The sequence below is a fragment of the Paraburkholderia phenoliruptrix genome, from assembly GCF_019511605.1.
GTDB classification, from domain to species: Bacteria; Pseudomonadota; Gammaproteobacteria; order Burkholderiales; family Burkholderiaceae; genus Paraburkholderia; species Paraburkholderia phenoliruptrix_A.
Window position 1 is genome coordinate 48,426 of sequence record NZ_JAEUAV010000022.1, and the last position, 20,835, is coordinate 69,260.

Genomic DNA, 20,835 nt, shown 5'->3' on the forward strand with positions numbered 1-20,835 from the left:
CGGCGTCGGCGTAAAACCGGGCGCCGCAGCCTTGCATTGCGCTTCGCGACTGGACCGCGAGAAAGAAGCGCGCGCCCTCACGATCACTGCGCACGCGCCCGCTCGCCGCCTGGCTGCGCGCGCTCATTTCGAAAACCCCGGCGCCGCGTCGCGCGCCGCCACGCCGCCGAGAAACGAGCGCCACACCGGTGCGTTGCGCTGCTCGGACTGTTCGCCCGGCGTGGCCGGCAAGGTCGCGCCTTTTGCGAGCGGCGACACCAGATGCGGCGTGACGATAATCACCAGTTCCTTGTCGTTCTGCTGGTAGTTGAGCTGCTTGAAGAACGCGCCGATCACCGGCAGGTCGCCGAGCAGCGGCACCTTGGCCACGTTCGAAATGGTTTCGCGATCGATCAGCCCGCCTATCACGAAGCTCTCGCCATCGCCGAGCTCGACTGTGGTGTCCGTGCGGCGCGTGGTGATCGCGGGCACCGAGACGCCGCTGATCGTTACCGCGTTGGCAAAGTCGAGCTGGCTCGCCTCGGGCGCCACCTTCAACGCGATGCGCTGCGGGCTGAGCACCGTCGGCGTGAGCGTGAGGCCCACGCCATAGGGCTTGTATTCGATCGACGTGGTGCCGAGGCCCTGCGGAATCGGCACGGGAATTTCGCCGCCGGCCAGAAAGCTCGCGCTCTGGCCGGACAGCGCGACGAGCGTCGGCTCAGCAAGAATCCGCGCGAGGTTGTTGCTTTCCATCAGGCTCAGATCGGCGAAGAGTCCGCGCGTGGCCGAGTTGAACACCAGATTGAACGCCGACGAAATTGGCGCGACGGAGTTGAACGAAGGCGTCGGGCCATAGGTCGCCGAGCTGAGCGCCGACGGCGCAAACGAGCCGAACGTGAAGCCGTTGTTCTGCTTGAGGATGTTCAGACCCACCTGCTTGAGCACCGTGCGGCTGAACTCGACGACGCGCACGTCGACTTGCACGACCGAGCGCGTCGCGACTGTCGAGGTGTCGTAGATCTGGGCGTCACCCATAGCGCTTGCGAAGCTCGCGCCGCCGTTCGTTGCATCATTGCCGGCCGCGCCGCTCATGCCTGAAACGGCGCTGCCTCTGCCGCCTCGGCCAACGCTCGCGCCCGCCGCAGCGCTGTTGGCCGCGCTGTTGGCCGCGTTAGCCAAAGTCGCTCTCTGACGCGCCTCGATTGCCGCAGCCGCCACGGCCCGTTGATGCGCTTCCATGGTCGGCGCGCTGCCCGAAATGAGCGCGCTGTCGCCCAGTACCCGGACCGACGGCGTGCCCGGCCCCAGCAGACTTTTCGCCGCAGGCGAGCTGACGTTCACCACATAGCTGAGCGGCGCGTCCTTGCCCTGTTCCCACAGCATCACGTTAGTGCTGCCCGGCGATTTGCCGACGAGCAGCAGACCGCCCGTCTTGTCGCCCTTGATGATGAGCACGTCCGCGACGCTCGGGTCGCCGATCGCCACGCGCCGCAGCGTGTGGCCGCTCGCGAGCGACTGCTGCGAGCCGACAAGAAGCTCGAGCTGCTGCGCACCGCCCGCGGCGAAGCCTGCCGGCGACGCCGCCATCGACGAGCCGCACAGCAGCGCCGCCATTCCGTACTCGAAAATGCGTTTGTTCATTTTTGTATGGACGCGCGTGGCCGCACGCTCCCTGAGACCGCTATCGGGCGACCATTTCGGCGCGCCCACCCCGTATCACTTCGATGCCGCCTGTCGCTCCCGTCCCCGCACGGATCGCGAGCCGGTTGGCGGGCGGCGCAAGTCTCGGCGCGCCAGGCACGACCGGCGCGCGCGGCGCGGCGCTGCCCGCGCCGCCCGACAATGCGTCGAGCGAGACGCCCGCCGCCGCGCGCGTCGAATCGCCGTGCGGTGCGCCTCCGCGCGTTTGCGTCGAGGTGCTCAGCACTGCCGGGAGCGGAGCAAACGCGCTCGCATCGATTACTTCGGGATCCTTCGGATTACGTAGCGCGAACACGAGCCGCCCCGAGCTTTCCGCGAGTGTCAGCCGATCGACGTCGGCAACCGGCACGGCGAGCACCGCCGTCCTCACCATCCCGTTCGGATCGCCGGATGTGTCGCCGGTGGCAGTCGCGTTGCCGAACGCCAGCACGCGCAGTTTCGACATCAGAAGACGTGCCTGCGTCTGCCCGATCTCGCCGCCGCTGCCCATGTTGCCGTCGCGCTTGAGCGTGAAGAACACATCGACGAAGTTGCCCGGCCGCAAGCGGTTGCCGACCGCATTGGACTCCTCGACGCGCACCGCCACCGCACGCTCGCCTGGCTCGATCCGCTCGGCGAGCCCCGACGACAGTTGCTCCTCGAGCACTGGTGCCTCGGCGCCGATGTCGGCGGCGGGCACGCGTCCCGCCACCAGCGACGGCTCGGCGAACGCGCCGTTTGGATGAATCGGCAGAGGCTGCACGCGCAATGCGTCGGCAGCGATCGGCTTGCCCGCGGGAAGCAGGCGCGCCGCCACCACGACCGGAAAGAGGCTTTGCCTGACCGACGTGACAGGCGCGGGCGCCGGCCGGCGCAACAGCGTCACGGCAATCACGCCCAGCAACAGCGCGACGGCGATCAGAAGGCCCGCAGCAATGCGCGTGAACTTCAGCATGACAAGGCCCGCCACGAAGCGCACGGGACCAGGCGGCCACGATGCATAGGTGAGCGAGCCGGGCCAGGCGGGACGGGAGCTTGTGCGTGAGTCACAGGATGTTCACCGGATTGAGTTGCACCGTCGCGGTACTGCTCAGACTGGCGGGCAGCACGAGGCCGAGCAAAGGAAGGTTTGGTATCAGCGGATGCGCCGCGTAGTCGTAGGTCAGGCTCACTGCCATGCAGGTCATGGCGGGTTGATAGCTGCACGCGGTGGGTACGCTCTGGCAGGACGCGGTGCTGATCATCGACGCGACCATGTTGGTGGCGGTGGCGCAGGCAGCCGCGGCGCGCAGCGTCAGCGCGGCGGCCACGTCGTTCGCCTTCTGGTAGTTCAGCGCCGCGCGCGCGCCCTCCTCGCTGGCAAGCGTGAGGCTCTGCTGCGCAACGAAGATGAGGCTGAAGGTCACGATCGCATAGAACACGCAGAAGAACAGCGGAAACACGAGCGCGAATTCGATTGCGGTGGCGCCGCGTTGCGGGCGCGGGGAGCTCGGCCTGATCATCGGAGGCCTCCGGCAACGAGCTGCACGGCGAGCCACAGCATCAAAGGCACGGTCAGACATGCGGCAAACGGGGTGGCGCGGCGGCCAGCCAGTTCGAAGGTGGGCGCGCGGCGTCCGGACAATGACGCCATGCGTGGGCGCGCCGCAGCCAGCACCCACAGCGCGTGCAATCCGGCAAGGACGCTCGCCACGGCCCACAAGCCCAGCAGCGCGTGGATGCCGCACCATGCGCCGAGCACTGCGAAAACCTTGACGTCCGCGGCGCCCATCACGCCGAGCGCGAACAACGGCAACAGCACGGCGAGGCCGACCGCAGCACCCGCCGCCGCCTGAGCTGCGGATATACCGAACGGACAAATGCCGAATAAAGCGCATAGAAACGCCGCTATCAAACCAGTAACGACGAGCCCATTGGAAATACGCCGGCTGCGGCAATCGCTAATAGCGACACACGCACACCAGATCATGAATAAGAAAAGTGCAATGGACACTTGCATAGCAGATTTTGACGGGCGCATAAATCCACCCGGATTGCAATCGCAATCCGGGTGCGCCTGTCAGGCAAAACCCCGTCGGCGAATTACAGCGTTAAATGAATAACGCCTTGCACTCGCCCGACCGGGTCGCCGATCGCATTAATTTTTGCTGATGGCAGGCAAAAGCCCGGCGACCGTCTGAAATGCAGTATTGAGCTGCGTGCCGAGTCCTTGCACGGTCGAGCCGATAACAACGACGATCAGGCCCGCGATGAGGCCATATTCCAGTGCGGTAACGCCCCGGTTATCTCTCAGAAAGCTTGTGGCGAACTTTTTCATTCTTACCCTCGATCTTCGATTTATTCGTCTTTCTATGTGCCGCTGGTCTCTCAGTCCCGGCGCGGTATCTCGCGTCGTAGCGGCTCCCGTTGCGGCCGTTCCCAATGGAACGGATGTGTATGAGCTGTCTGTTCGATAACCCACCTCCCTCGTGATGCCGCGCAACTGTGGCGTTTTATAGCCGAACAATCTTATTAAAGCAATTGTGCTTTGCCCGCGGACGCGTCTGCGTGCATGTTCTTCTCGTGCACATAGGTTAACGGTTGTTCGTGCGTTGCAGCACATAGTATTAACCATAACTTTGAATCGTTGCACTAATTATCTTTTGGGTACTGCGCTGCTGCATGAGCGCCCGCGTTACGGCGGATTCCGTAACGGCGTATGCGGACCGTTACGTTACGCAGCGCCCGGTAATGCGCCGCCGCGTACCTCTTTTTGCCAATTTCTGATTTAGCGCTCACTCCATCAAATCCTGGAATGCCTTATTCGACAAGGCGTTACGGCTCGCATTCGAAAATCCGCGCTATTGATCAGCGGAAATGGCATGGGTCCTGCAGAGAGAGCCCGCAGCAGGACCACACAACACATGCGATGCGAGGCGACATGAACATTCCAACGATCCACACCGACAACATTCACACCACTCATACGGGAAACACGGCCAGCCGCGCGCTACGCAGCACGGTGATCGCGGCCGGCGTGGCCGCGCTGCTTACGCTCAGCGCCTGCGGGGGCTCCGGCAGCCTCAGTTCGGGCACCGGCAGCAAGGGCAGCGGCTCTGCGGGCGGCACGCTGTCGACGGGAAGCGGCAGCGGCTCGATGGGCTCGGCCGGCTCCGGCAGCAACTCCAATACGAACACGAACACCAACAGCAACCCCGATACGCACACGGACCCCGGCACCAATCCCGCCACGACGCCGGTGGCCAATGCAGTCGGCACGGTGGTGGGCAACACGGGCGGTGTGATCGGCGACGTAGGCTCGACAGTCTCGGGCATCGGCACAGTGATCGGCTCGCAGACGCTGCCGGGCGTCGGCACGCAAACTCCCCAGGCCGCAGGAGGCATTGTCCAGGAAGTCGGCGCAGCGGTGTCGACGCTCGGCGGCGGCGTCACGCAAGGGCTCGGTCAGCTAGGCACCGGCAGCAATGCGCTCGGGACCACGGTATCGAGCGTGGGCGGCGCGCTCGGACACGTGGGCGGCGCGGTGACGGACGCAGGCAGCCTCGTAAGTAGCCTCGGCAGCGGGCCGCTTGCGCCCCTGTCTGCGATCACGACGCCGCTCGGCGGCGCCGTCACGACCTTGGGCGGCGCGGTCACAAACGGCGGCAGCATGCTCGGCACGGCTCTTTCGACGGGCCCGGTCCAGCAGGTCACGCAAACACTCAGTACCGCGATCACACCCATTACGTCGATGGTCGCATCGACCACGCAGACGGTCGGCACGACAACGGGGCTCGGGACGCCGGTCAATACGCTGCTGTCGACACTCGGCGGCGGACTCAAGCAGGCCGGCACGCTGCTCGCCACGTCCGGTGGCAATCCCGTCACGACTGCACTCGGACGCACCGTCACGGACACCGGCACCACGGTCGCCTCCGTCGGCGGATTGCTGACGGGCGGCACCGGCGGCAACCCGCTCGCGCCGCTGACGAGCGCGCTGGGTGGCCTCACCGGTGGAGCGGCCACCGGACCGCTAGCGCCTGTGACCAGTGCGCTTGGCGGCGTGACCGGCGGCGCCGGCAGCGGCCCGCTCGCGCCGGTCACCGGCACGCTGGCTGGCTTGACGGGCGCGCTTGGCGGTGCGTCCGGCGGTGCAAGCCCGCTCGCGCCTGTGACCGGTGTGCTGTCGAGTGTGACGAGCGGATTGAGCGGCGCGGCCGGCAGCAGTAGCCCGTTGGCGCCTGTGACAGGCGTGCTGTCGACGGTCACTGGTGCGCTCGGCGGCGTCGCCACGACGACCGCGGCGGCAACCCCCAGCGCGACGCGCACGACGAGCACCACGCCCACGACGCCCACCGGTGTATCGCTCACGGCCAGCTCGGGCAATGGCACGGCAAGCAATCCGCTTGCGCCGGTGACCTCGCTGGTTGGCGGCCTGCTCGGGGGATTGTCGAAGAAGTAGGCGTGGCCGCTCACGCAGGGAGTAGGCAGGGAGTAAGCAGCGAAGCACGCACGAAAGCAACGCGGGACGCATGTGGCGAAACACGTGACGTAACACGCGGCGGACCACGTAGCGAAGCACGCACCGCGCGACGCTTCGAGCGATGGTCCGCGACCGCCGCCCATGCCGGAGATTCCACCGCGAGCACGCATGACAGCCGCGTTGATCCCGGCATCCTGGCCTGATCCGAATACAGCAGTCTCGATACGGCTCAAAGAAAGCCGCGCCGCCATCTCGAAGAGACAGCGCGCGCCAGTAGCAAACACGATTGCCAGAAGGCATTGAGGAGCACACATGTCCACACCCCGTCTGTTGAACCGACACTCCGCCGCGACCGTCTTCATGTCGTTGCGCACGCCGTTGATTGCCGTTGCCGTCGCCGGCCTGCTCGCCGCGTGCGGCGGCAGCACGGTCAATTCGCCGCCCACGTCCAGCACCGGCAGCGGCAGCGGCTCCGGATCGACCGGCAGCGGCGGCAACACGACGACGACCACCACCGGCACCCCAGGCGCCGTCACGGGCGCCGCGAAGACGACCAACGATCTCGGCGCGACCATCGCCGCGCAGACCATTCCCGGTCTGAGCCCGCAAGTCACGCAAGGTCTCGGCAACGCAGTGTCGGGTACGAGCAGTACGCTGAACACGCTCGCCAACGCGGTGAGCGGCGGCGTCGGCCAGATCGGCGCGACGCAGAATCCGGTCGGCACCACGGTCGCGGGTCTCGGCTCGGTGGTGAGTTCGACGAGCGGCGTCGTGCAAGGCCTGAGCACTGCCGTGGACGGCCTCGGCAGCGGCAATCTTGCACCGCTGTCGCCGGTTACGACGCCGTTGGCTGGCGCATTGTCGACCACCGCCACCGCACTCAACGCGGGTGGCGCCACGCTCGGCAATACGCTCGGCTCGCCCCCGGTTCAGCAACTCACGCAACCGCTCAGTACAGCGATCACGCCAATTGTCGTCACCGCGGGTCTCGTCACCCAGGCGGCCGGCACGCAGACGGGCCTCGGCGCACCGCTCGGGGGTCTGCTGGCTCAGCTTGGCGGCGCACTCGGCACTGCGGGCTCGCAGGCGGGCTCGATAAGCGGCAACCCGATAGGCGCCGATGCCGGTGCGCTGATCGGCTCTCTCGGCAACACCGTGACGAACGCGGGCGGGCTCGTCAATCCAAACGGCCCGAACGGCGTGCTGCCGATTCCCGGGCTGATTACGAGCCTTGTCGGCAGCATGAATGTCAGCATTGCCAACGGACCGCCATCGAACAGCAGCCCGTTTGGCCCGCTGCAAGACACGCTGGCCAGCCTTGGGCTCGGCGGCAATCCGCTCGGCTCGCTGTCGACGCTGCTCGGCGGCACGCCGCTCGCCGGGGTCGGCTCGGGGCTGAGCGGCGCCCCTCTCGGCCCGCTGACTTCCGCGCTGAGCGGTACGGGCAGCGGAACAAGCCCGCTGTCGTCGCTGCAGTCGGTGACCGGTGTGCTGGCCGGCGTGACTGGCGGTGCAGCGGGCGGAGGAGCGGGCGCGGGCGGCTCGGGCGGCGCACAGGCGCTCGGGCCTGTGACCGCGCTGGTTGGGCAACTGACGGGCGCCTTGAGCGGCGCCGCCGGCTCCACCGCCGCCACAACGTCGACGAGTACCCCCGGCAGTCCGGCGGGCGGGCTGACCACGTTACTGGGCGGGCTCGTGCCGGGCAGTCGTAAGTAGTCCGCATGAAGGTTGGGGCGCGACGTGCATGGCATCTTTTGAGAGGCCGTCACGGTCTCGCGCCCGGCCGTTGCGGGCGGCTCGCGTCGCACAGCGTGACATGACATGCCATTACACGAATGGGCCGCGCAGCATGTCGCATGCGCCCTCTTTCGCATTGCATTCAAGCTTCGTGCAACTGATGACGTAAAACATGGCGGGACGGCGAACTCCGTCCGGCCATACATAAATCGAGCGCTGTCCGGCGGCAAGGCCATGCCGCGCAACCGCAGACGCTCGCAGAACAAAACGGCATACGAGGACAGTCCGATGAAACCCGGCTACCGCAGCACCTGGACGTTCATGCTCGCGGCGTTCGCCGCGAGCGCAATGCAAGCGCCCGCACATGCGCAGTCGCGACCCGCCGCGGTGGCCGGCGGCAATCCGCTGGATTCACTGCCGCAAATCAAGGCGCCCGACAAAGGTCCGAACGTGACCCTGCAGGTCGCGCCGCAAGCGCCTCAACTACAGGAACTGCTTGCGCGCCATCTCACGCCGACCCGCGTTCAGGTCGAAGGCGTCAAGTCGATTCCCTTCGACGACGTCGCGCAACGCTTCACGCCGCTAGTCGGCAAAGACATGACCATCGGCGATCTGATCGAGGTGGCCAACGGCGTAACAAAGCTCTACCAGGAGCGCGGCTTCGCGCTTTCGTTTGCATTTATCCCGGCACAGACATTCGACGACGGCGTGGTGCGCGTGACGGTAGTGGAAGGCTATGTGTCCGCCGTCAAGGTGACGGGCAAGGCTGGCGCAGTGGAAGAGAAAATCCGCGCGATCGCCGATCACATCACTGCCGACCGGCCGCTGCGGCGCGCCACCTTCGAACGTTATATCAACGTGCTCGGGCTGTTGCCCGGCGTGAAGGTCGCCGCGAACGTCCCGCCGCCGCAGAACACGGACGGTGCAACTACGCTCGAGCTGAACGTGGAGCGCAAGCCTTTCAATGTCAGTACCGGCATCGACTTCAATCATCCCGGCGTGCAAGGCCTGCTGAGCGCGACCGAAAATGGCCTTACCGCGCTAGGCGAACAACTGAGCGTGTCGGCGCTGCTGCCGAAAGGCCGCGACAACGTCACTTATCTGGCCGCGCATGCCACCGTGCCGGTCGGCAGCAATGGCCTGATTGCGAAGCTCGACGCATCGCACTATCGCGGCAATCCGGTCGACAATCCGGGCCTGCCGTCCTACGTCGAGCGCACGGTGATCAACGACAAGATCGGCGGCTCGCTGGCCTACCCCATCCTCCTGAGCAATTCGCAGAGCGTGATCGGCACTGCGTCGGTGTATGCCTCGCACGACGAGGACCGCTATCACAATCAACAGACGGGTGCGCAGATCGGCCTGCGGTCGCAAGTGCGCGTGATGCAGTTGCAAGCCGACTACACGAGCGTGCAAACGGGCCAGGTGCGCCGCGCGAGCCTTAACGTGGCGAAGGCGTTCGACATTCTGGGCGCGTCGAAGGCCGGCGATTCGAATGTTCTCGGCACGCGCGTCAGCAATCCGGCTTCGATCAACTTTGTGCGCACCGGTGCGAGCTTTTCACAAACCAATGAGTGGCCCTTCAAGATCGGTACGGCCATCTCGCTGACCGGCCAGTACAGCGCCGTTTCGCTGCCGACCTCCGAGCAGATCGCTTTCGGCGCGCAGCGTTTCGCGCAAGGCTATCAGCCAGGCGAAGCGTCGGGCGATTCAGGCTGGGGCGCCATGTTCGAGATCAACCGCGCGTTCACGCCGGGCTTCACGTATCTGCGCACGTTCACGCCGTACATTTCGTTCGACATGGCGCGTGTCTATCTGCATGCGGGCACGCCCTCGCCGTCGCGGCTTGCGTCGATTGCATTTGGCTTTCGGATCAGCGACGCGAAGTACTACAGCCTCGATCTCTCGGTGGCGAAGGCGGTCGGCGACGCTCCAGTCGAGAGCGCGTCGCGCAGTCCGCGCATCAATGCCACGTTCTCGTACCAGTTGAACTGAGCCCAACCTGGCAAGACTGCGCTGCGCATGAAGTGCCACAGCCGATTAGAGGCTTCACTATCAAACCATGCGCGCACTTTCGCGCGCACTTCACGTATTCTGCATCGATCACATCACGCGGCCGCCCAGAGCCGCGGGACCGGCCCTTCGGGTGCGGCGCGTCAGGAGACCCCCAAGGCATCACGCGACATGCAAGGCAAGCGCCTCACGCGGTGCCAATAACGCTGCGCGACCATGATCGCGCCATCTTTTATTCACGGAGGAAGACAATGATGCAGTTGGCTCAGCTCACTCAGCGCGCCCGAACCCTCGCACTACGCACGGCGCAACACGCGGCGCTCGCCGGCGTGCTGCTCGCGAGCGCCGCCACCGCGATGGCACAGGCCGATACGCCGGTGGGCACGTGGCAGACCATCGACGATCACACCGGCCAGCCCAAGGCGCTCGTGCAGATCATGCAGGACGGCAATGGCACGCTAAGCGGCAAGGTGATCAAGGGACTCGGCCCGAACGACCAGCCGGATCGTCGCTGCACCGCGTGCACCGACTCGCGCAAGGACCAGCCGATTCTCGGCATGACGATCATCAGCGACATGAAGAAGGACGGCGACGCCTGGGATCACGGGCAGATTCTGGACCCGGAAAACGGCAAGCTCTACAAGTGCAAGATGCGCCTTGAAGACGACGGCAACAAGCTCGTGGTGCGCGGATACATCGGCGTGTCGCTGCTGGGACGCTCGCAAACGTGGGTTCGCCAGCAGTAGGATGGCGCCGTAGCCGCACCCGGTGCGCACAAAAAAGAAACGGCCGACGATATGATCGTTCGGCCGTTTTTGTACCCGATGTCGCGCGATTCCAGTTGTCATGCAGCGTGTTTGAAAGGCGACGTGAAAGCAAACGGGGACGACGGAAGAGGCGTGGCGGGCGGCGGATTGTAGACTGCCGGTGCAACCGGCGCAGGCGCCTTCTCTGCGGTGACCACAGGTTTGGATTCTGCGGCCGGATGGGTGCGCATGCGAGCTTCCATCATCGCGCACAGTTCCTCGCTCGCGGCGCCGAATAGCTGCTCCATTACGCGTTTGAGCACGCCGGACTCGTACCAGGCCTTGAAGCGCCGATGACAGGTTTGATAGGACGGGTATTTGCGCGGCATGGCGGACCACGTGGCGCCGCTGTACATGACCCACAGTACGCCGTTGAGCACCGAGCGCGTGTTGGCAAGCGGGCGGCCCCGCAATTCCGAGCGCGGGCGCAATTCGGGCAGCAACGGCGCAATGCGTTGCCACTCTTCGTCGTTGATGTCGCGGTAGGGGTTCATGGTTTCTCCTTTGTCAGATAATCGACAAAGATAGCCAGTCGCCCACAACCGGAATATCGGAGCAATCCGAATCCTGAAAACAGGCCTTTCGGCCTAGTCCGCTAGCCGTGGAAGCAGCGACCTATCGCAAAACCACCGCCGGCGGTCGGTTCCGGCGTCCTCCGGCGCGCCCCGCGCCTCAGGTGAGCGACGTATCGACGATCCGGCGCGGTGCGTCCAGATACTCCTTGCTCTGCATCTCGACGATGCGTGAGACGGTGCGCGTAAATTCGTTGGCCATCGGGCCGTCCACATAAAGCTGCTCGGGCGGCACCGCGGCGGACATCAGCAGCTTCACCTTGTGGTCGTAGAACACGTCGATGAGCCACGTGAAGCGACGCGCCTCCGACGCCATGCGCGCCGACATCTGCGGTACGGCGGACAGGATCACCGCGTGGAAACGGCTTGCGAGTTCGAGGTAATCGTTCTGCGAACGCGGACCGCCGCACAACGTCGAGAAATCGAACCAGACCACGCCGTCGGCCTTGCGCAGTGCTTTCAGCTCGCGCTTTTCAATGTGCAGGATCGGGCTTTCGTCAGGCACGGCGGCAAGACGCGCGAACGCGTCGCGCAGCGCCTTGTCGGCGGCCGCGCCAAGCGGCGTGTGATAGACCTCGACCTGCGCCAGCGTGCGCTGCCGGTAGTCAATGCCTGCGTCCACGTTGATCACATCGAGCTTGGCCTTGATCAGTTCGATGGCAGGCAGCATGCGGTCGCGATGCAGGCCGTCCGGATACAGCGTGTCGGGGTCGTAGTTGGACGTCATCACGAACTGCACGCCGTTTTCGAACAGCTTGTCGAGCAGGCGGTACAGAATCATCGCGTCCGCGATGTCCGACACGTGAAATTCGTCGAAACAGATGAGCCGGTAGCGTTTGGCCACACGGCGCGCGAGCTCGTCGAGCGGATCGGCCTGGCCCTTCAGCTCTTCCAGTTCGCGATGCACCTCGCGCATGAACTCGTGGAAATGCAAGCGCGTTTTCCGCTGCACCGGCACGATCATGTAAAAGCTGTCCATCAGAAAGCTCTTGCCGCGCCCCACGCCGCCCCACATGTAGACGCCGCGCGGCTGGTCCGGGTGATTGATGAGCTTTTTGAACGCGTTCGAGCGACGCGCCTTGTACTCGACCCACTCTTCGTAGCACCGCTGCAGACGGTCCACCGCCGCACGTTGCGCCGGGTCGGATTGATAGCCCCGCGTCTGCAGTTCTTTTTCGTAGTATTCGGTGACGTTCATCGTGTTGCTGCAAAAAAAAGGCGGGAGGGAATGAACCCGCCCGCCTTGTGATGCCGGAAATGCCAGTGCGTTCAGTCAGGCGTGCGCGCGATTACATGTTCAGCGCGCGCTTGTCCACGGCGAGCGCCGCTTCGCGCATGACTTCGGACAGCGACGGGTGCGGATGGCAAATGCGGCCGATGTCTTCCGACGCCGCCTTGAATTCCATGGCCACCACGGCTTCGGCGATCAGGTCCGATGCGTTCGCCGCGATGATGTGCACGCCGAGCAGTTCGTCGGTCTTTGCGTCCGCGATCATTTTGACGAAACCATCTGCCTTGTTGATGCCGAGCGCACGGCCGTTGGCCATGAACGGGAACTGGCCGGTCTTGATCTCGCGGCCTTCCGCCTTCAGTTGCTGCTCGGTCTTGCCGACCCATGCGATTTCCGGCTCGGTGTAGATCACCCACGGAATGCAGTTGTAGTCGATGTGCGGCTTCTGACCGTCGATGATTTCGGCCACCAGCACGCCTTCGTCCTCGGCCTTGTGCGCGAGCATCGGGCCCCGCACCACGTCGCCGATCGCGTACACGTTCGGCACGGCCGTCGCGCAATGATCGTCCACGTCGATAAAGCCGCGCTCGTTCGCTTTCAGACCGATCGCTTCCAGACCGAGATTGTCGGTGTTCGGCACACGGCCGATCGACACGATCAGGCGGTCGGCTTCGAGCTTCTGCGCGTTGCCGTCCTTGTCCGTGTAGTTGATTGTGACGCTGTTGTCCGTCGTGGTGACTTCGCCGACCTTCACGCCGACGTGAATGTCGAGGCCCTGCTTCTTGAACTGCTTGGCCGCTTCCTTGGACAGCGCCTGGTCAGCCGCGCCGAGGAATTCCGGCAGCGCTTCGAGCACGGTCACTTCCGCGCCGAGGCGACGCCACACCGAACCGAGTTCCAGACCAATCACGCCTGCGCCGATCACAGCGAGCTTCTTCGGCGCGGAGTCGAAAGACAGCGCGCCTTCGTTGTCGGCGACGATCTTGTTGTCCACCGGAATGTTCGGCAGATGACGTGCCTTCGAACCGGTGGCGATAATCACGTTCTTCGCCGTGACCACTTCTGTTTCGCCTTCGCCGCTCACTTCGATCTGCACGCCGGCGTCCGTCTTGCCGGTGAACTTGCCGTGACCCTTGAGCCACGTGATCTTGTTCTTGCGGAACAGGAATTCGATACCCTTGGTCATTTTCTCGACGATGCCCTCTTTGCGAGCCATCATCTTCGAGATGTCGACCTTCACGTTCTCCACCGAAATGCCGTGGTCGGCGAGGTGATGCGACGCGTTTTCAAACTCTTCCGACGACGCGAGCAGCGCCTTCGACGGAATGCAACCCACGTTCAGGCAGGTGCCGCCCAACTTCAGCGCGCCGGCCGGGTTCTTCCATTTTTCGATACATGCGACGGTCTTGCCGAGCTGCGCTGCGCGAATGGCGGCGATGTAACCGCCGGGGCCTGCGCCGATCACGACGACGTCAAATTCTTTGGACATGACAATCCTTTTGATGACGGAACGGCGCGGCCACGCTTCGTGGCGCGTCTCGTTCATGTACTGCGGAATGCGAAAGACGTGAAACTTGCCTGATCTGCAAGTGGCGCCGGCTTGCGTTTTTGCAAGCCGGCGGGAAGCGGACCGGAAGTTACAGGTCGAGCAGCAGGCGCGCCGGATCTTCCAGCGCGTCCTTCATCGCGACGAGCGACAGCACGGCTTCGCGACCGTCGATGATCCGGTGGTCATACGAGAGCGCCAGATAGTTCATCGGACGGATCACGATCTGGCCGTTTTCGACGACAGCGCGTTCCTTCGTTGCGTGCACGCCGAGAATCGCGGACTGCGGCGGGTTGATGATCGGCGTCGACAGCATCGAGCCGAACACGCCGCCGTTCGAGATCGAGAACGTACCGCCCGTCATTTCTTCGATGGACAGCTTGCCGTCCTTCGCCTTCTGACCGAACTCGGCAATCTTCTTCTCGATTTCGGCGAGGCTCAGCTGATCCGCGTTGCGCAGGATCGGCACCACAAGACCGCGCGGCGAACCGACAGCGATACCGATGTCGAAGTAGCCGTGATAGACGATGTCGTTACCGTCGATCGACGCGTTCACAAGCGGGAACTTCTTCAGCGCGTGCACAGCCGCCTTCACGAAGAACGACATGAAGCCGAGCTTCACGCCATGTTCCTTTTCGAACTTGTCCTTGTACTTGTTGCGCAGATCCATGACCGGCGCCATGTTGACTTCGTTGAACGTGGTCAGGATGGCGTTGGTTTGCTGCGACTCGAGCAGACGCTCGGCGATACGCGCGCGCAGACGCGACATCGGCACGCGTTGTTCCGGGCGGTCCTTCAGCCATTGCTCGGCCGAGGCCGGCGCCTTCACGTCCGGCAGCGCAGGCTTGGCGGCCTTCGGTGCAGCAGCCGGTGCGGGCGCAGCGGTCTTTGCGGCAGGCGCGCCGGCGGTCAGCACGTCGCCCTTGGTGATGCGGCCGTCGCGGCCCGTGCCGGCGACGTCGCCAGCGGCGAGGCCCTTCTCTGCCATCAGCTTGCCGGCGGCCGGCGAAGCAGCGGTGTTCGCACCCGTTGCGGATGCAGCTTGCGCGGCCGGTGCAGCAGCCGGCGCCGGAGCCGGAGCGGCCACGGGCGCGGGCTTCACTTCGGCTTCGACAGCAGCGGCGCCTGCGGTGCCTTCCGTGTCGATCTTGGCGATGACCTGGTCAGCGGTGACCGTGTCGCCGTCGTTCGCGATGACTTGCGCGAGCACGCCGGCTGCGGGTGCCGGCACTTCGAGCACGACCTTGTCGGTCTCGATTTCGATGAGAATTTCGTCTTGAGCAACAGCCTCGCCGGGCTTCTTCTTCCACTGCAGCATCGTGGCTTCCGAGACCGACTCGGACAGCTGGGGAACCTTGACTTCAACAATAGCCATTATGAATATCCTGAATACGTATCGGGTGACGGCGCGGTGAACGACGACCGCCTGCGAACCCTGCGTGCCGCGCTCCGAACCATGAACAAGGGTTGCGGAATGCGGCACGGGAAAGCGCACTGCGCTTTCCCGGTCCGTCTCATTTCTTATTTAGCGATCGACGCGCTCTTGAGGCGGCCGAAAGCGCCTTCGACCAGCGCTTTCTGCTGCTCGTAGTGCTTCGCGTAGTAGCCCACTGCCGGCGAAGCCGAAGCCGGACGGCCGCTGTATGCCAGCTTCTGTCCTTCCTTCATGCCTTCCTTCAGATGATGCTCGATGTAGAACCACGGGCCCTGGTTCTGCGGCTCGTCCTGCACCCACACCACTTCCGTCGCGTTGTCGTATTTCTTCATTTCCGCTTCGAACTGCTTGTGCGCGAACGGATACAGCTGCTCGATACGGATGATGGCGACGTCGTTCGACTTCGCTTCGCGGCGATGCGCGACGAGGTCGTAGTACACGCGGCCCGAGCACACCAGCACGCGCTTGACCTTCTTCGCGTCGATGCTTTCGTCCACTTCGCCGAGCACCGGCTGGAACGAGCCCTTTGCGAGTTCCGACAGGTCCGACACCGCTTCCTTGTGACGCAGCAGCGATTTCGGCGTAGCCACGATCAACGGCTTGCGGAACAGGCGGATCATCTGGCGGCGCAGCAGGTGGAAAATCTGCGCCGGCGTGGTCGGCTGAACGACCTGCATGTTGTGGTCTGCGCACAGTTGCAGGAAACGCTCGATACGCGCCGACGAGTGCTCCGGACCCTGGCCTTCGTAGCCGTGCGGCAGCAGCATGGTCAGGCCCGATACGCGGCCCCACTTCACTTCGCCCGACGAGATGAACTGGTCGATCACCACTTGCGCGCCGTTCACGAAGTCGCCGAACTGCGCTTCCCACGCGACGAACGTGTTCGGTTCAGCGGTCGAGTAGCCGTATTCGAAACCGAGCACCGCTTCTTCCGACAGCACCGAGTCGATGACCGTGAACTTTGCCTGATTTTCGGCGATGTTCTGCAGCGGCACATAGGTGCCGTCGTTCCAGCGCTCGCGGTTCTGGTCGTGCAGCACCGCGTGGCGGTGCGTGAATGTACCGCGGCCCGAGTCCTGACCGGTCAGGCGCACTGCGTAGCCCGAAGCGACCAGCGACGCGAACGCAAGATGCTCGCCCATGCCCCAGTCGAGCTTTGCTTCGCCACGGCCCATTGCGCGACGGTCGTTGATGACGCGCTCGACCAGCGGGTGAACCTTGAAGTTTTCCGGAATCGTGGTGATACGCTCGGCGAGGCGCTTGAGTTCCGCGAGCGGCACAGCCGTGTCGGCTGCGTCGGTCCACTTGCGGTTCAGGAACGGCACCCAGTCCACCGCGTACTTGCTCTTGTAGTTCGAGAGCACCGGGTCGACCGTATGGTGGCCTTCGTCCATCGCCTTGCGGTAAGCCTTCACGTACTCTTCCGCGTCTTCAGCGGTGATCACGCCTTGCTGCACGAGCTTCTCCGCATACAGCGCGCGCGTGCCGGGGTGCTTCGCGATGGTCTTGTACATCAGCGGCTGCGTGACAGCCGGCGTGTCCTGCTCGTTGTGGCCCAGCTTACGGAAGCAGACGATGTCGACCACGACGTCCTTGTGGAACTGCATCCGGAAGTCGATGGCCAGTTGCGTGGCCAGCACGACCGCTTCCGGATCGTCGCCGTTCACGTGCAGCACCGGCGCTTCGATCATCTTGACGACGTCGGAGCAGTACAGCGTGGAGCGCGAGTCGCGCGGGTCCGACGTCGTGAAGCCGATCTGGTTGTTGATGACGATATGCAGCGTGCCGTGCGTGCCGTAACCGCGCGTTTGCGCGAGGTTCAGCGTTTCCATCACCACGCCCTGGCCGGCAAAAGCCGCGTCGCCGTGGATCTGCACCGGCAGCACCTGCAGGCCGCTTTCGTCGCCGCGGCGATCCATACGCGCCTTCGCCGAACCTTCCACTACCGGGTTGACGATTTCGAGGTGCGACGGGTTGAACGCGAGCGACAGGTGGACCGGACCGCCTTCGGTCGAGACGTCCGACGAGAAACCCTTGTGGTACTTCACGTCGCCGGCCGGCAGGTCGTCCACGTGCTTGCCTTCGAATTCGGCGAACAGGTCAGCCGGCATCTTGCCGAGCGTATTGACCAGCACGTTCAGACGGCCACGGTGAGCCATGCCGATGACGATTTCCTGCACGCCGCGGGCGCCGCCGTGACGCACGACTTCGTCCATGGCCGCGATGAAGCTCTCGCCGCCTTCCAGCGAGAAGCGCTTCTGGCCGACGTACTTGGTATGCAGGAAGCGCTCGAGGCCTTCAGCGGCCGTCAGGCGATTGAGGATGTGCTTTTTCTTCTCGTTCGAGAAGTTCGGCGTGGAGCGGATCGACTCCAGCCTTTCCTTCCACCAGCGCTTCTGCTCCGGATCGCTGATGTACATGTACTCGGCGCCGATCGTGCCGCAGTACGTGTCGCGCAGCGCCTTGACGATCTCGCGCAGCGACGCCTTCTCGAATCCGAAGTACAGGTTCGTCGCGCTGTACTCCTGGTCCATGTCGGCTTCGGTGAAGTCGTAGAACGCAGGTTCGAGTTCGGGAATGGCGGGACGTTCGCGGCGCTTCAGGGGATCGAGATTGGCCCATTGCGAGCCGAGGAAGCGATATGCGCCGATCAGGGACTGCACATAGACTTGCTTTCGCGCGGTAGCGAGGTCTTCACCGCCGGTTGCGGTGCGCGGGATGAAGGCATTGGCCTTGGCCCGTTGCGCAAACGATTCGACGATCGGGCCGTGGGCCACGTCGTTGGCATTGCTGCCGTCCGATGCAGGAACATTCTGCAACGCGTCGAAATAGCTGCGCCAGTTCTCGGGCACTGACGCCGGGTTGTCGAGATATGCTTCGTACATTTCTTCTACGTACGGAGCATTGCCGCCGAACAGATAAGAGTTCGACTGGAATTGCTTCATCATTTTTACGCTCACCTTTCTTCGAGTTTCTCGAGAAATAGCGGGTTACAGAACCTTCCGCGACACGGCCTGACCGTTTAGCGGATTGCGCGAATCAAGTCTTGCTTGGAAGGACCTAAAACTTGCACCCGGGGAGCATATCACAGAACGGATAGTCCAGATAGCAGGCGAATTGCCGCCCGAGCCCGCAGCGACGGGCTTTTGCGACGATTGCCACGATCCGCAACAGTGTTCTGCGATGAACGGAGACAAACGCGCATAAACCAACGGCCAATCCGCGCCAAATGCGGATAACGCCATCGCATGGCGGAAAATGAAAAAGCCACCCGAGGGGTGGCTTTTTCATGAAATGCGGCAGCAAAGCCGCCGCGAGCGGCGCGCGCTGCTTAGTCCACTGCGCCCTTACGGCTTGCGGCACGGCGCTCGTGCTCCTTCAGATAGCGCTTGCGCAGGCGAATGGATTGCGGCGTGACTTCGACCAGTTCGTCGTCGTCGATAAATTCGACCGCGTATTCCAGCGACAACTGCACGGGCGGCACGAGGCGCACCGCTTCGTCGGTGCCCGAAGCGCGCACGTTGGTGAGCTGTTTGCCCTTGATCGGGTTCACGACGAGGTCGTTGTCGCGGCTGTGAATGCCGATGATCATGCCTTCATACAGCGCGTCGCCCGGCGACACGAACATGCGGCCGCGATCCTGCAGCTTCCACAGCGCGTACGCGACAGCCTGGCCGTCGTCCTGCGAGATCAGCACGCCGTTGCGGCGCTCGCCGACCGCGCCTTCCTTGACCGGCTGGTACGAGTCGAACGTGTGGCTCATCAGGCCGGTGCCGCGGGTGAGCGTGAGAAATTCGGACTGGAAGCCGATCAGGCCGCGCGCCGAAATACGGTACTCGAGGCGCGTGCGGCCACGGCCGTCCGACGCCATGTCGAGCATTTCGCCCTTGCGGCGGCCGAGCTCTTCCATCACGCCGCCCTGGTGTGCGTCTTCCATGTCCACGGTGAGGTTTTCATACGGCTCGTGCTTCACGCCGTTGATTTCCTGCATCACCACGCGCGGACGCGACACGGCGAGTTCATAGCCCTCGCGACGCATGTTCTCGACCAGAATGGTCAGGTGCAGCTCGCCGCGACCCGCCACTTCGAAGGTGGTTTCGTCGCCCGTATCTTTCACGCGCAGTGCGACGTTGTGGTTCAGCTCCTTCATCAGGCGGTCACGAATCTGACGGCTCGTGACGAACTTGCCCTCGCGGCCGGCGAGCGGCGACGAATTGACGAGGAAGTTCATGGTCAGCGTCGGTTCGTCGACGGTGATCATGGGCAATGCTTCCGGCTGCTCCGGCGAACAGATGGTCACGCCAATGCCGATTTCCTCGATACCGTTGATCAGCACGATGTCGCCGGCTTCGGCCGAGTCGACCTGCACGCGCTCGAGGCCCTTGAACGACAGCACCTGGTTGATCTTGCGGTTCAGGATCGCGCCGTCCGGACCGGAGCGCACGGCGACCGCCATGCCCGGCTTGATGCGACCGCGCGTGATGCGGCCCACGCCGATACGGCCGACATACGACGAGTAGTCGAGCGAGGTGATCTGCAGTTGCAGCGGACCGTCCGGGTCGGCCGCGCGCACCGGCACGTGCTTGAGCACGGCTTCGAACAGCGGGCGCATGTCGCCTTCGCGCACGTCGGGCGTGAGGCCCGCATAGCCGTTCAGGCCCGACGCGTAGACGATCGGAAAGTCGAGCTGTTCGTCGGTCGCACCGAGCTTGTCGAACAGGTCGAAAGTCTGGTTGATCACCCAGTCCACGCGCGCGCCCGGACGGTCGACCTTGTTGACCACGACGATCGGCTTCAGGCCGAGCGCGAGCGCCTTCTTGGTGACGAAGCGCGTTTGCGGCATCGGGCCTTCCACTGCGTCGACGAGCAGCAGCACGGAGTCGACCATGGACAGCACGCGCTCCACTTCACCGCCGAAGTCCGCGTGACCCGGCGTGTCGACGATGTTGATGTGCGTGCCTTCGTATTCGACCGCGCAATTCTTCGAAAGGATCGTGATGCCACGCTCTTTTTCGATGTCGTTCGAGTCCATCACGCGTTCGGCAACCTGCTGGTTGTCGCGGAACGTGGCGGTCTGGCGCAGAAGCTGGTCGACGAGCGTGGTCTTGCCGTGGTCGACGTGGGCAATGATGGCGATGTTGCGTAGGGCGCGGGTCATAGGAACCTGGAGACAGTTGAGTGCGCCGCTTGCTCATGCCGCTTACCCCTGCCGCTCACCCTTTCTACCAGAGCAATACGAGGACAAATTTACGACAAGCCCAAAGCGCACTTTTGGGAACCCAACATTATAGCACTGAACAGTTACGTCATCTGGTATTCCCTGATAGCGAGCCCGGTCGTGCAGCGCTTTGCGTACTCACCAGCCCGACGG

The 20,835-nt window shown here is 64.1% G+C and carries 15 protein-coding genes; 4 read left to right on the plus strand and 11 right to left on the minus strand.

Annotated features, from left to right (window positions below; genetic code table 11):
- Positions 1-123: 123 nt before the first annotated feature.
- The 5 genes from JNB89_RS23485 to JNB89_RS23505 all read right to left on the minus strand — a co-directional run bounded on the left by JNB89_RS23485 (position 124) and on the right by JNB89_RS23505 (position 3,979).
- Positions 124-1,623, minus strand: coding sequence for a type II and III secretion system protein family protein (locus tag JNB89_RS23485; RefSeq protein WP_220363779.1), 1,500 nt, complete (start codon positions 1,621-1,623; stop codon positions 124-126).
- A gap of 40 nt (positions 1,624-1,663) precedes the next feature.
- Positions 1,664-2,617 (minus strand): Flp pilus assembly protein CpaB, encoded by a 954-nt coding sequence (cpaB, locus tag JNB89_RS23490; RefSeq protein WP_220363780.1) that lies wholly within the window; start codon positions 2,615-2,617, stop codon positions 1,664-1,666.
- A 91-nt stretch (positions 2,618-2,708) separates the two neighbouring features.
- Positions 2,709-3,164 (minus strand): TadE/TadG family type IV pilus assembly protein, encoded by a 456-nt coding sequence (locus tag JNB89_RS23495; RefSeq protein WP_220363781.1) that lies wholly within the window; start codon positions 3,162-3,164, stop codon positions 2,709-2,711.
- The gene (locus JNB89_RS23500; RefSeq protein ID WP_220363782.1) at positions 3,161-3,661 is read right to left on the minus strand and encodes an A24 family peptidase; all 501 of its coding nucleotides are present in this window, start codon (positions 3,659-3,661) and stop codon (positions 3,161-3,163) included. The genes JNB89_RS23495 and JNB89_RS23500 overlap by 4 nt, the downstream gene beginning before the upstream one ends.
- Before the next feature lie 138 nt (positions 3,662-3,799).
- Positions 3,800-3,979, minus strand: coding sequence for a Flp family type IVb pilin (locus JNB89_RS23505; protein WP_013339548.1), 180 nt, complete (start codon positions 3,977-3,979; stop codon positions 3,800-3,802).
- A 603-nt stretch (positions 3,980-4,582) separates the two neighbouring features.
- On the opposite strand from JNB89_RS23505, the gene JNB89_RS23510 reads away from it, so the two are divergent.
- The 4 genes from JNB89_RS23510 (at position 4,583) to JNB89_RS23525 (ending at position 10,620) form a co-directional block, all read left to right on the plus strand.
- Positions 4,583-6,103 (plus strand): collagen-like triple helix repeat-containing protein, encoded by a 1,521-nt coding sequence (locus JNB89_RS23510; protein ID WP_220363783.1) that lies wholly within the window; start codon positions 4,583-4,585, stop codon positions 6,101-6,103.
- 333 nt (positions 6,104-6,436) lie between these two features.
- Positions 6,437-7,840: a collagen-like triple helix repeat-containing protein gene (locus tag JNB89_RS23515; protein ID WP_220363784.1), complete on the plus strand. Its 1,404-nt coding sequence runs from the start codon at positions 6,437-6,439 to the stop codon at positions 7,838-7,840.
- A gap of 309 nt (positions 7,841-8,149) precedes the next feature.
- Positions 8,150-9,856, plus strand: a complete 1,707-nt coding sequence (locus tag JNB89_RS23520) for a ShlB/FhaC/HecB family hemolysin secretion/activation protein (RefSeq protein WP_220363785.1) — start codon at positions 8,150-8,152, stop codon at positions 9,854-9,856.
- Positions 9,857-10,134: 278 nt separating this feature from the next.
- Positions 10,135-10,620: a DUF2147 domain-containing protein gene (locus JNB89_RS23525; RefSeq protein WP_220363808.1), complete on the plus strand. Its 486-nt coding sequence runs from the start codon at positions 10,135-10,137 to the stop codon at positions 10,618-10,620.
- Between the two features lie 98 nt (positions 10,621-10,718).
- Here the strand turns inward: JNB89_RS23525 and JNB89_RS23530 are convergent, their stop codons facing one another.
- The 6 genes from JNB89_RS23530 to typA all read right to left on the minus strand — a co-directional run bounded on the left by JNB89_RS23530 (position 10,719) and on the right by typA (position 20,622).
- The gene (locus tag JNB89_RS23530) at positions 10,719-11,174 is read right to left on the minus strand and encodes a transposase (protein WP_220363786.1); all 456 of its coding nucleotides are present in this window, start codon (positions 11,172-11,174) and stop codon (positions 10,719-10,721) included.
- 178 nt (positions 11,175-11,352) lie between these two features.
- Positions 11,353-12,450: a cell division protein ZapE gene (gene zapE, locus JNB89_RS23535; RefSeq protein WP_220363787.1), complete on the minus strand. Its 1,098-nt coding sequence runs from the start codon at positions 12,448-12,450 to the stop codon at positions 11,353-11,355.
- 91 nt (positions 12,451-12,541) lie between these two features.
- Positions 12,542-13,972, minus strand: a complete 1,431-nt coding sequence (gene lpdA / locus JNB89_RS23540; RefSeq protein ID WP_135893887.1) for a dihydrolipoyl dehydrogenase — start codon at positions 13,970-13,972, stop codon at positions 12,542-12,544.
- A gap of 148 nt (positions 13,973-14,120) precedes the next feature.
- Positions 14,121-15,404 carry a 2-oxoglutarate dehydrogenase complex dihydrolipoyllysine-residue succinyltransferase gene (odhB, locus tag JNB89_RS23545; RefSeq protein WP_135893889.1) on the minus strand — a complete coding sequence of 428 codons (1,284 nt, stop codon included), beginning with the start codon at positions 15,402-15,404 and terminating at the stop codon, positions 14,121-14,123.
- 146 nt (positions 15,405-15,550) lie between these two features.
- Positions 15,551-18,412 carry a 2-oxoglutarate dehydrogenase E1 component gene (locus tag JNB89_RS23550; RefSeq protein WP_013339557.1) on the minus strand — a complete coding sequence of 954 codons (2,862 nt, stop codon included), beginning with the start codon at positions 18,410-18,412 and terminating at the stop codon, positions 15,551-15,553.
- Between the two features lie 383 nt (positions 18,413-18,795).
- Positions 18,796-20,622 carry a translational GTPase TypA gene (typA, locus tag JNB89_RS23555; RefSeq protein ID WP_220363788.1) on the minus strand — a complete coding sequence of 609 codons (1,827 nt, stop codon included), beginning with the start codon at positions 20,620-20,622 and terminating at the stop codon, positions 18,796-18,798.
- Positions 20,623-20,835: the final 213 nt, after the last annotated feature.

Bases quoted from the DNA above. Each gene is read 5' to 3' on its own strand.
- JNB89_RS23485 (WP_220363779.1), bottom strand. From the start codon at position 1,623: ATGAACAAACGCATTTTCGAGTACGGAATGGCGGCGCTGCTGTGCGGC.
- cpaB (WP_220363780.1), bottom strand. From the start codon at position 2,617: ATGCTGAAGTTCACGCGCATTGCTGCGGGCCTTCTGATCGCCGTCGCG.
- JNB89_RS23495 (WP_220363781.1), bottom strand. From the start codon at position 3,164: ATGATCAGGCCGAGCTCCCCGCGCCCGCAACGCGGCGCCACCGCAATC.
- JNB89_RS23500 (WP_220363782.1), bottom strand. From the start codon at position 3,661: ATGCAAGTGTCCATTGCACTTTTCTTATTCATGATCTGGTGTGCGTGT.
- JNB89_RS23505 (WP_013339548.1), bottom strand. From the start codon at position 3,979: ATGAAAAAGTTCGCCACAAGCTTTCTGAGAGATAACCGGGGCGTTACC.
- JNB89_RS23510 (WP_220363783.1), top strand. From the start codon at position 4,583: ATGAACATTCCAACGATCCACACCGACAACATTCACACCACTCATACG.
- JNB89_RS23515 (WP_220363784.1), top strand. From the start codon at position 6,437: ATGTCCACACCCCGTCTGTTGAACCGACACTCCGCCGCGACCGTCTTC.
- JNB89_RS23520 (WP_220363785.1), top strand. From the start codon at position 8,150: ATGAAACCCGGCTACCGCAGCACCTGGACGTTCATGCTCGCGGCGTTC.
- JNB89_RS23530 (WP_220363786.1), bottom strand. From the start codon at position 11,174: ATGAACCCCTACCGCGACATCAACGACGAAGAGTGGCAACGCATTGCG.
- zapE (WP_220363787.1), bottom strand. From the start codon at position 12,450: ATGAACGTCACCGAATACTACGAAAAAGAACTGCAGACGCGGGGCTAT.
- lpdA (WP_135893887.1), bottom strand. From the start codon at position 13,972: ATGTCCAAAGAATTTGACGTCGTCGTGATCGGCGCAGGCCCCGGCGGT.
- odhB (WP_135893889.1), bottom strand. From the start codon at position 15,404: ATGGCTATTGTTGAAGTCAAGGTTCCCCAGCTGTCCGAGTCGGTCTCG.
- JNB89_RS23550 (WP_013339557.1), bottom strand. From the start codon at position 18,412: ATGATGAAGCAATTCCAGTCGAACTCTTATCTGTTCGGCGGCAATGCT.
- typA (WP_220363788.1), bottom strand. From the start codon at position 20,622: ATGACCCGCGCCCTACGCAACATCGCCATCATTGCCCACGTCGACCAC.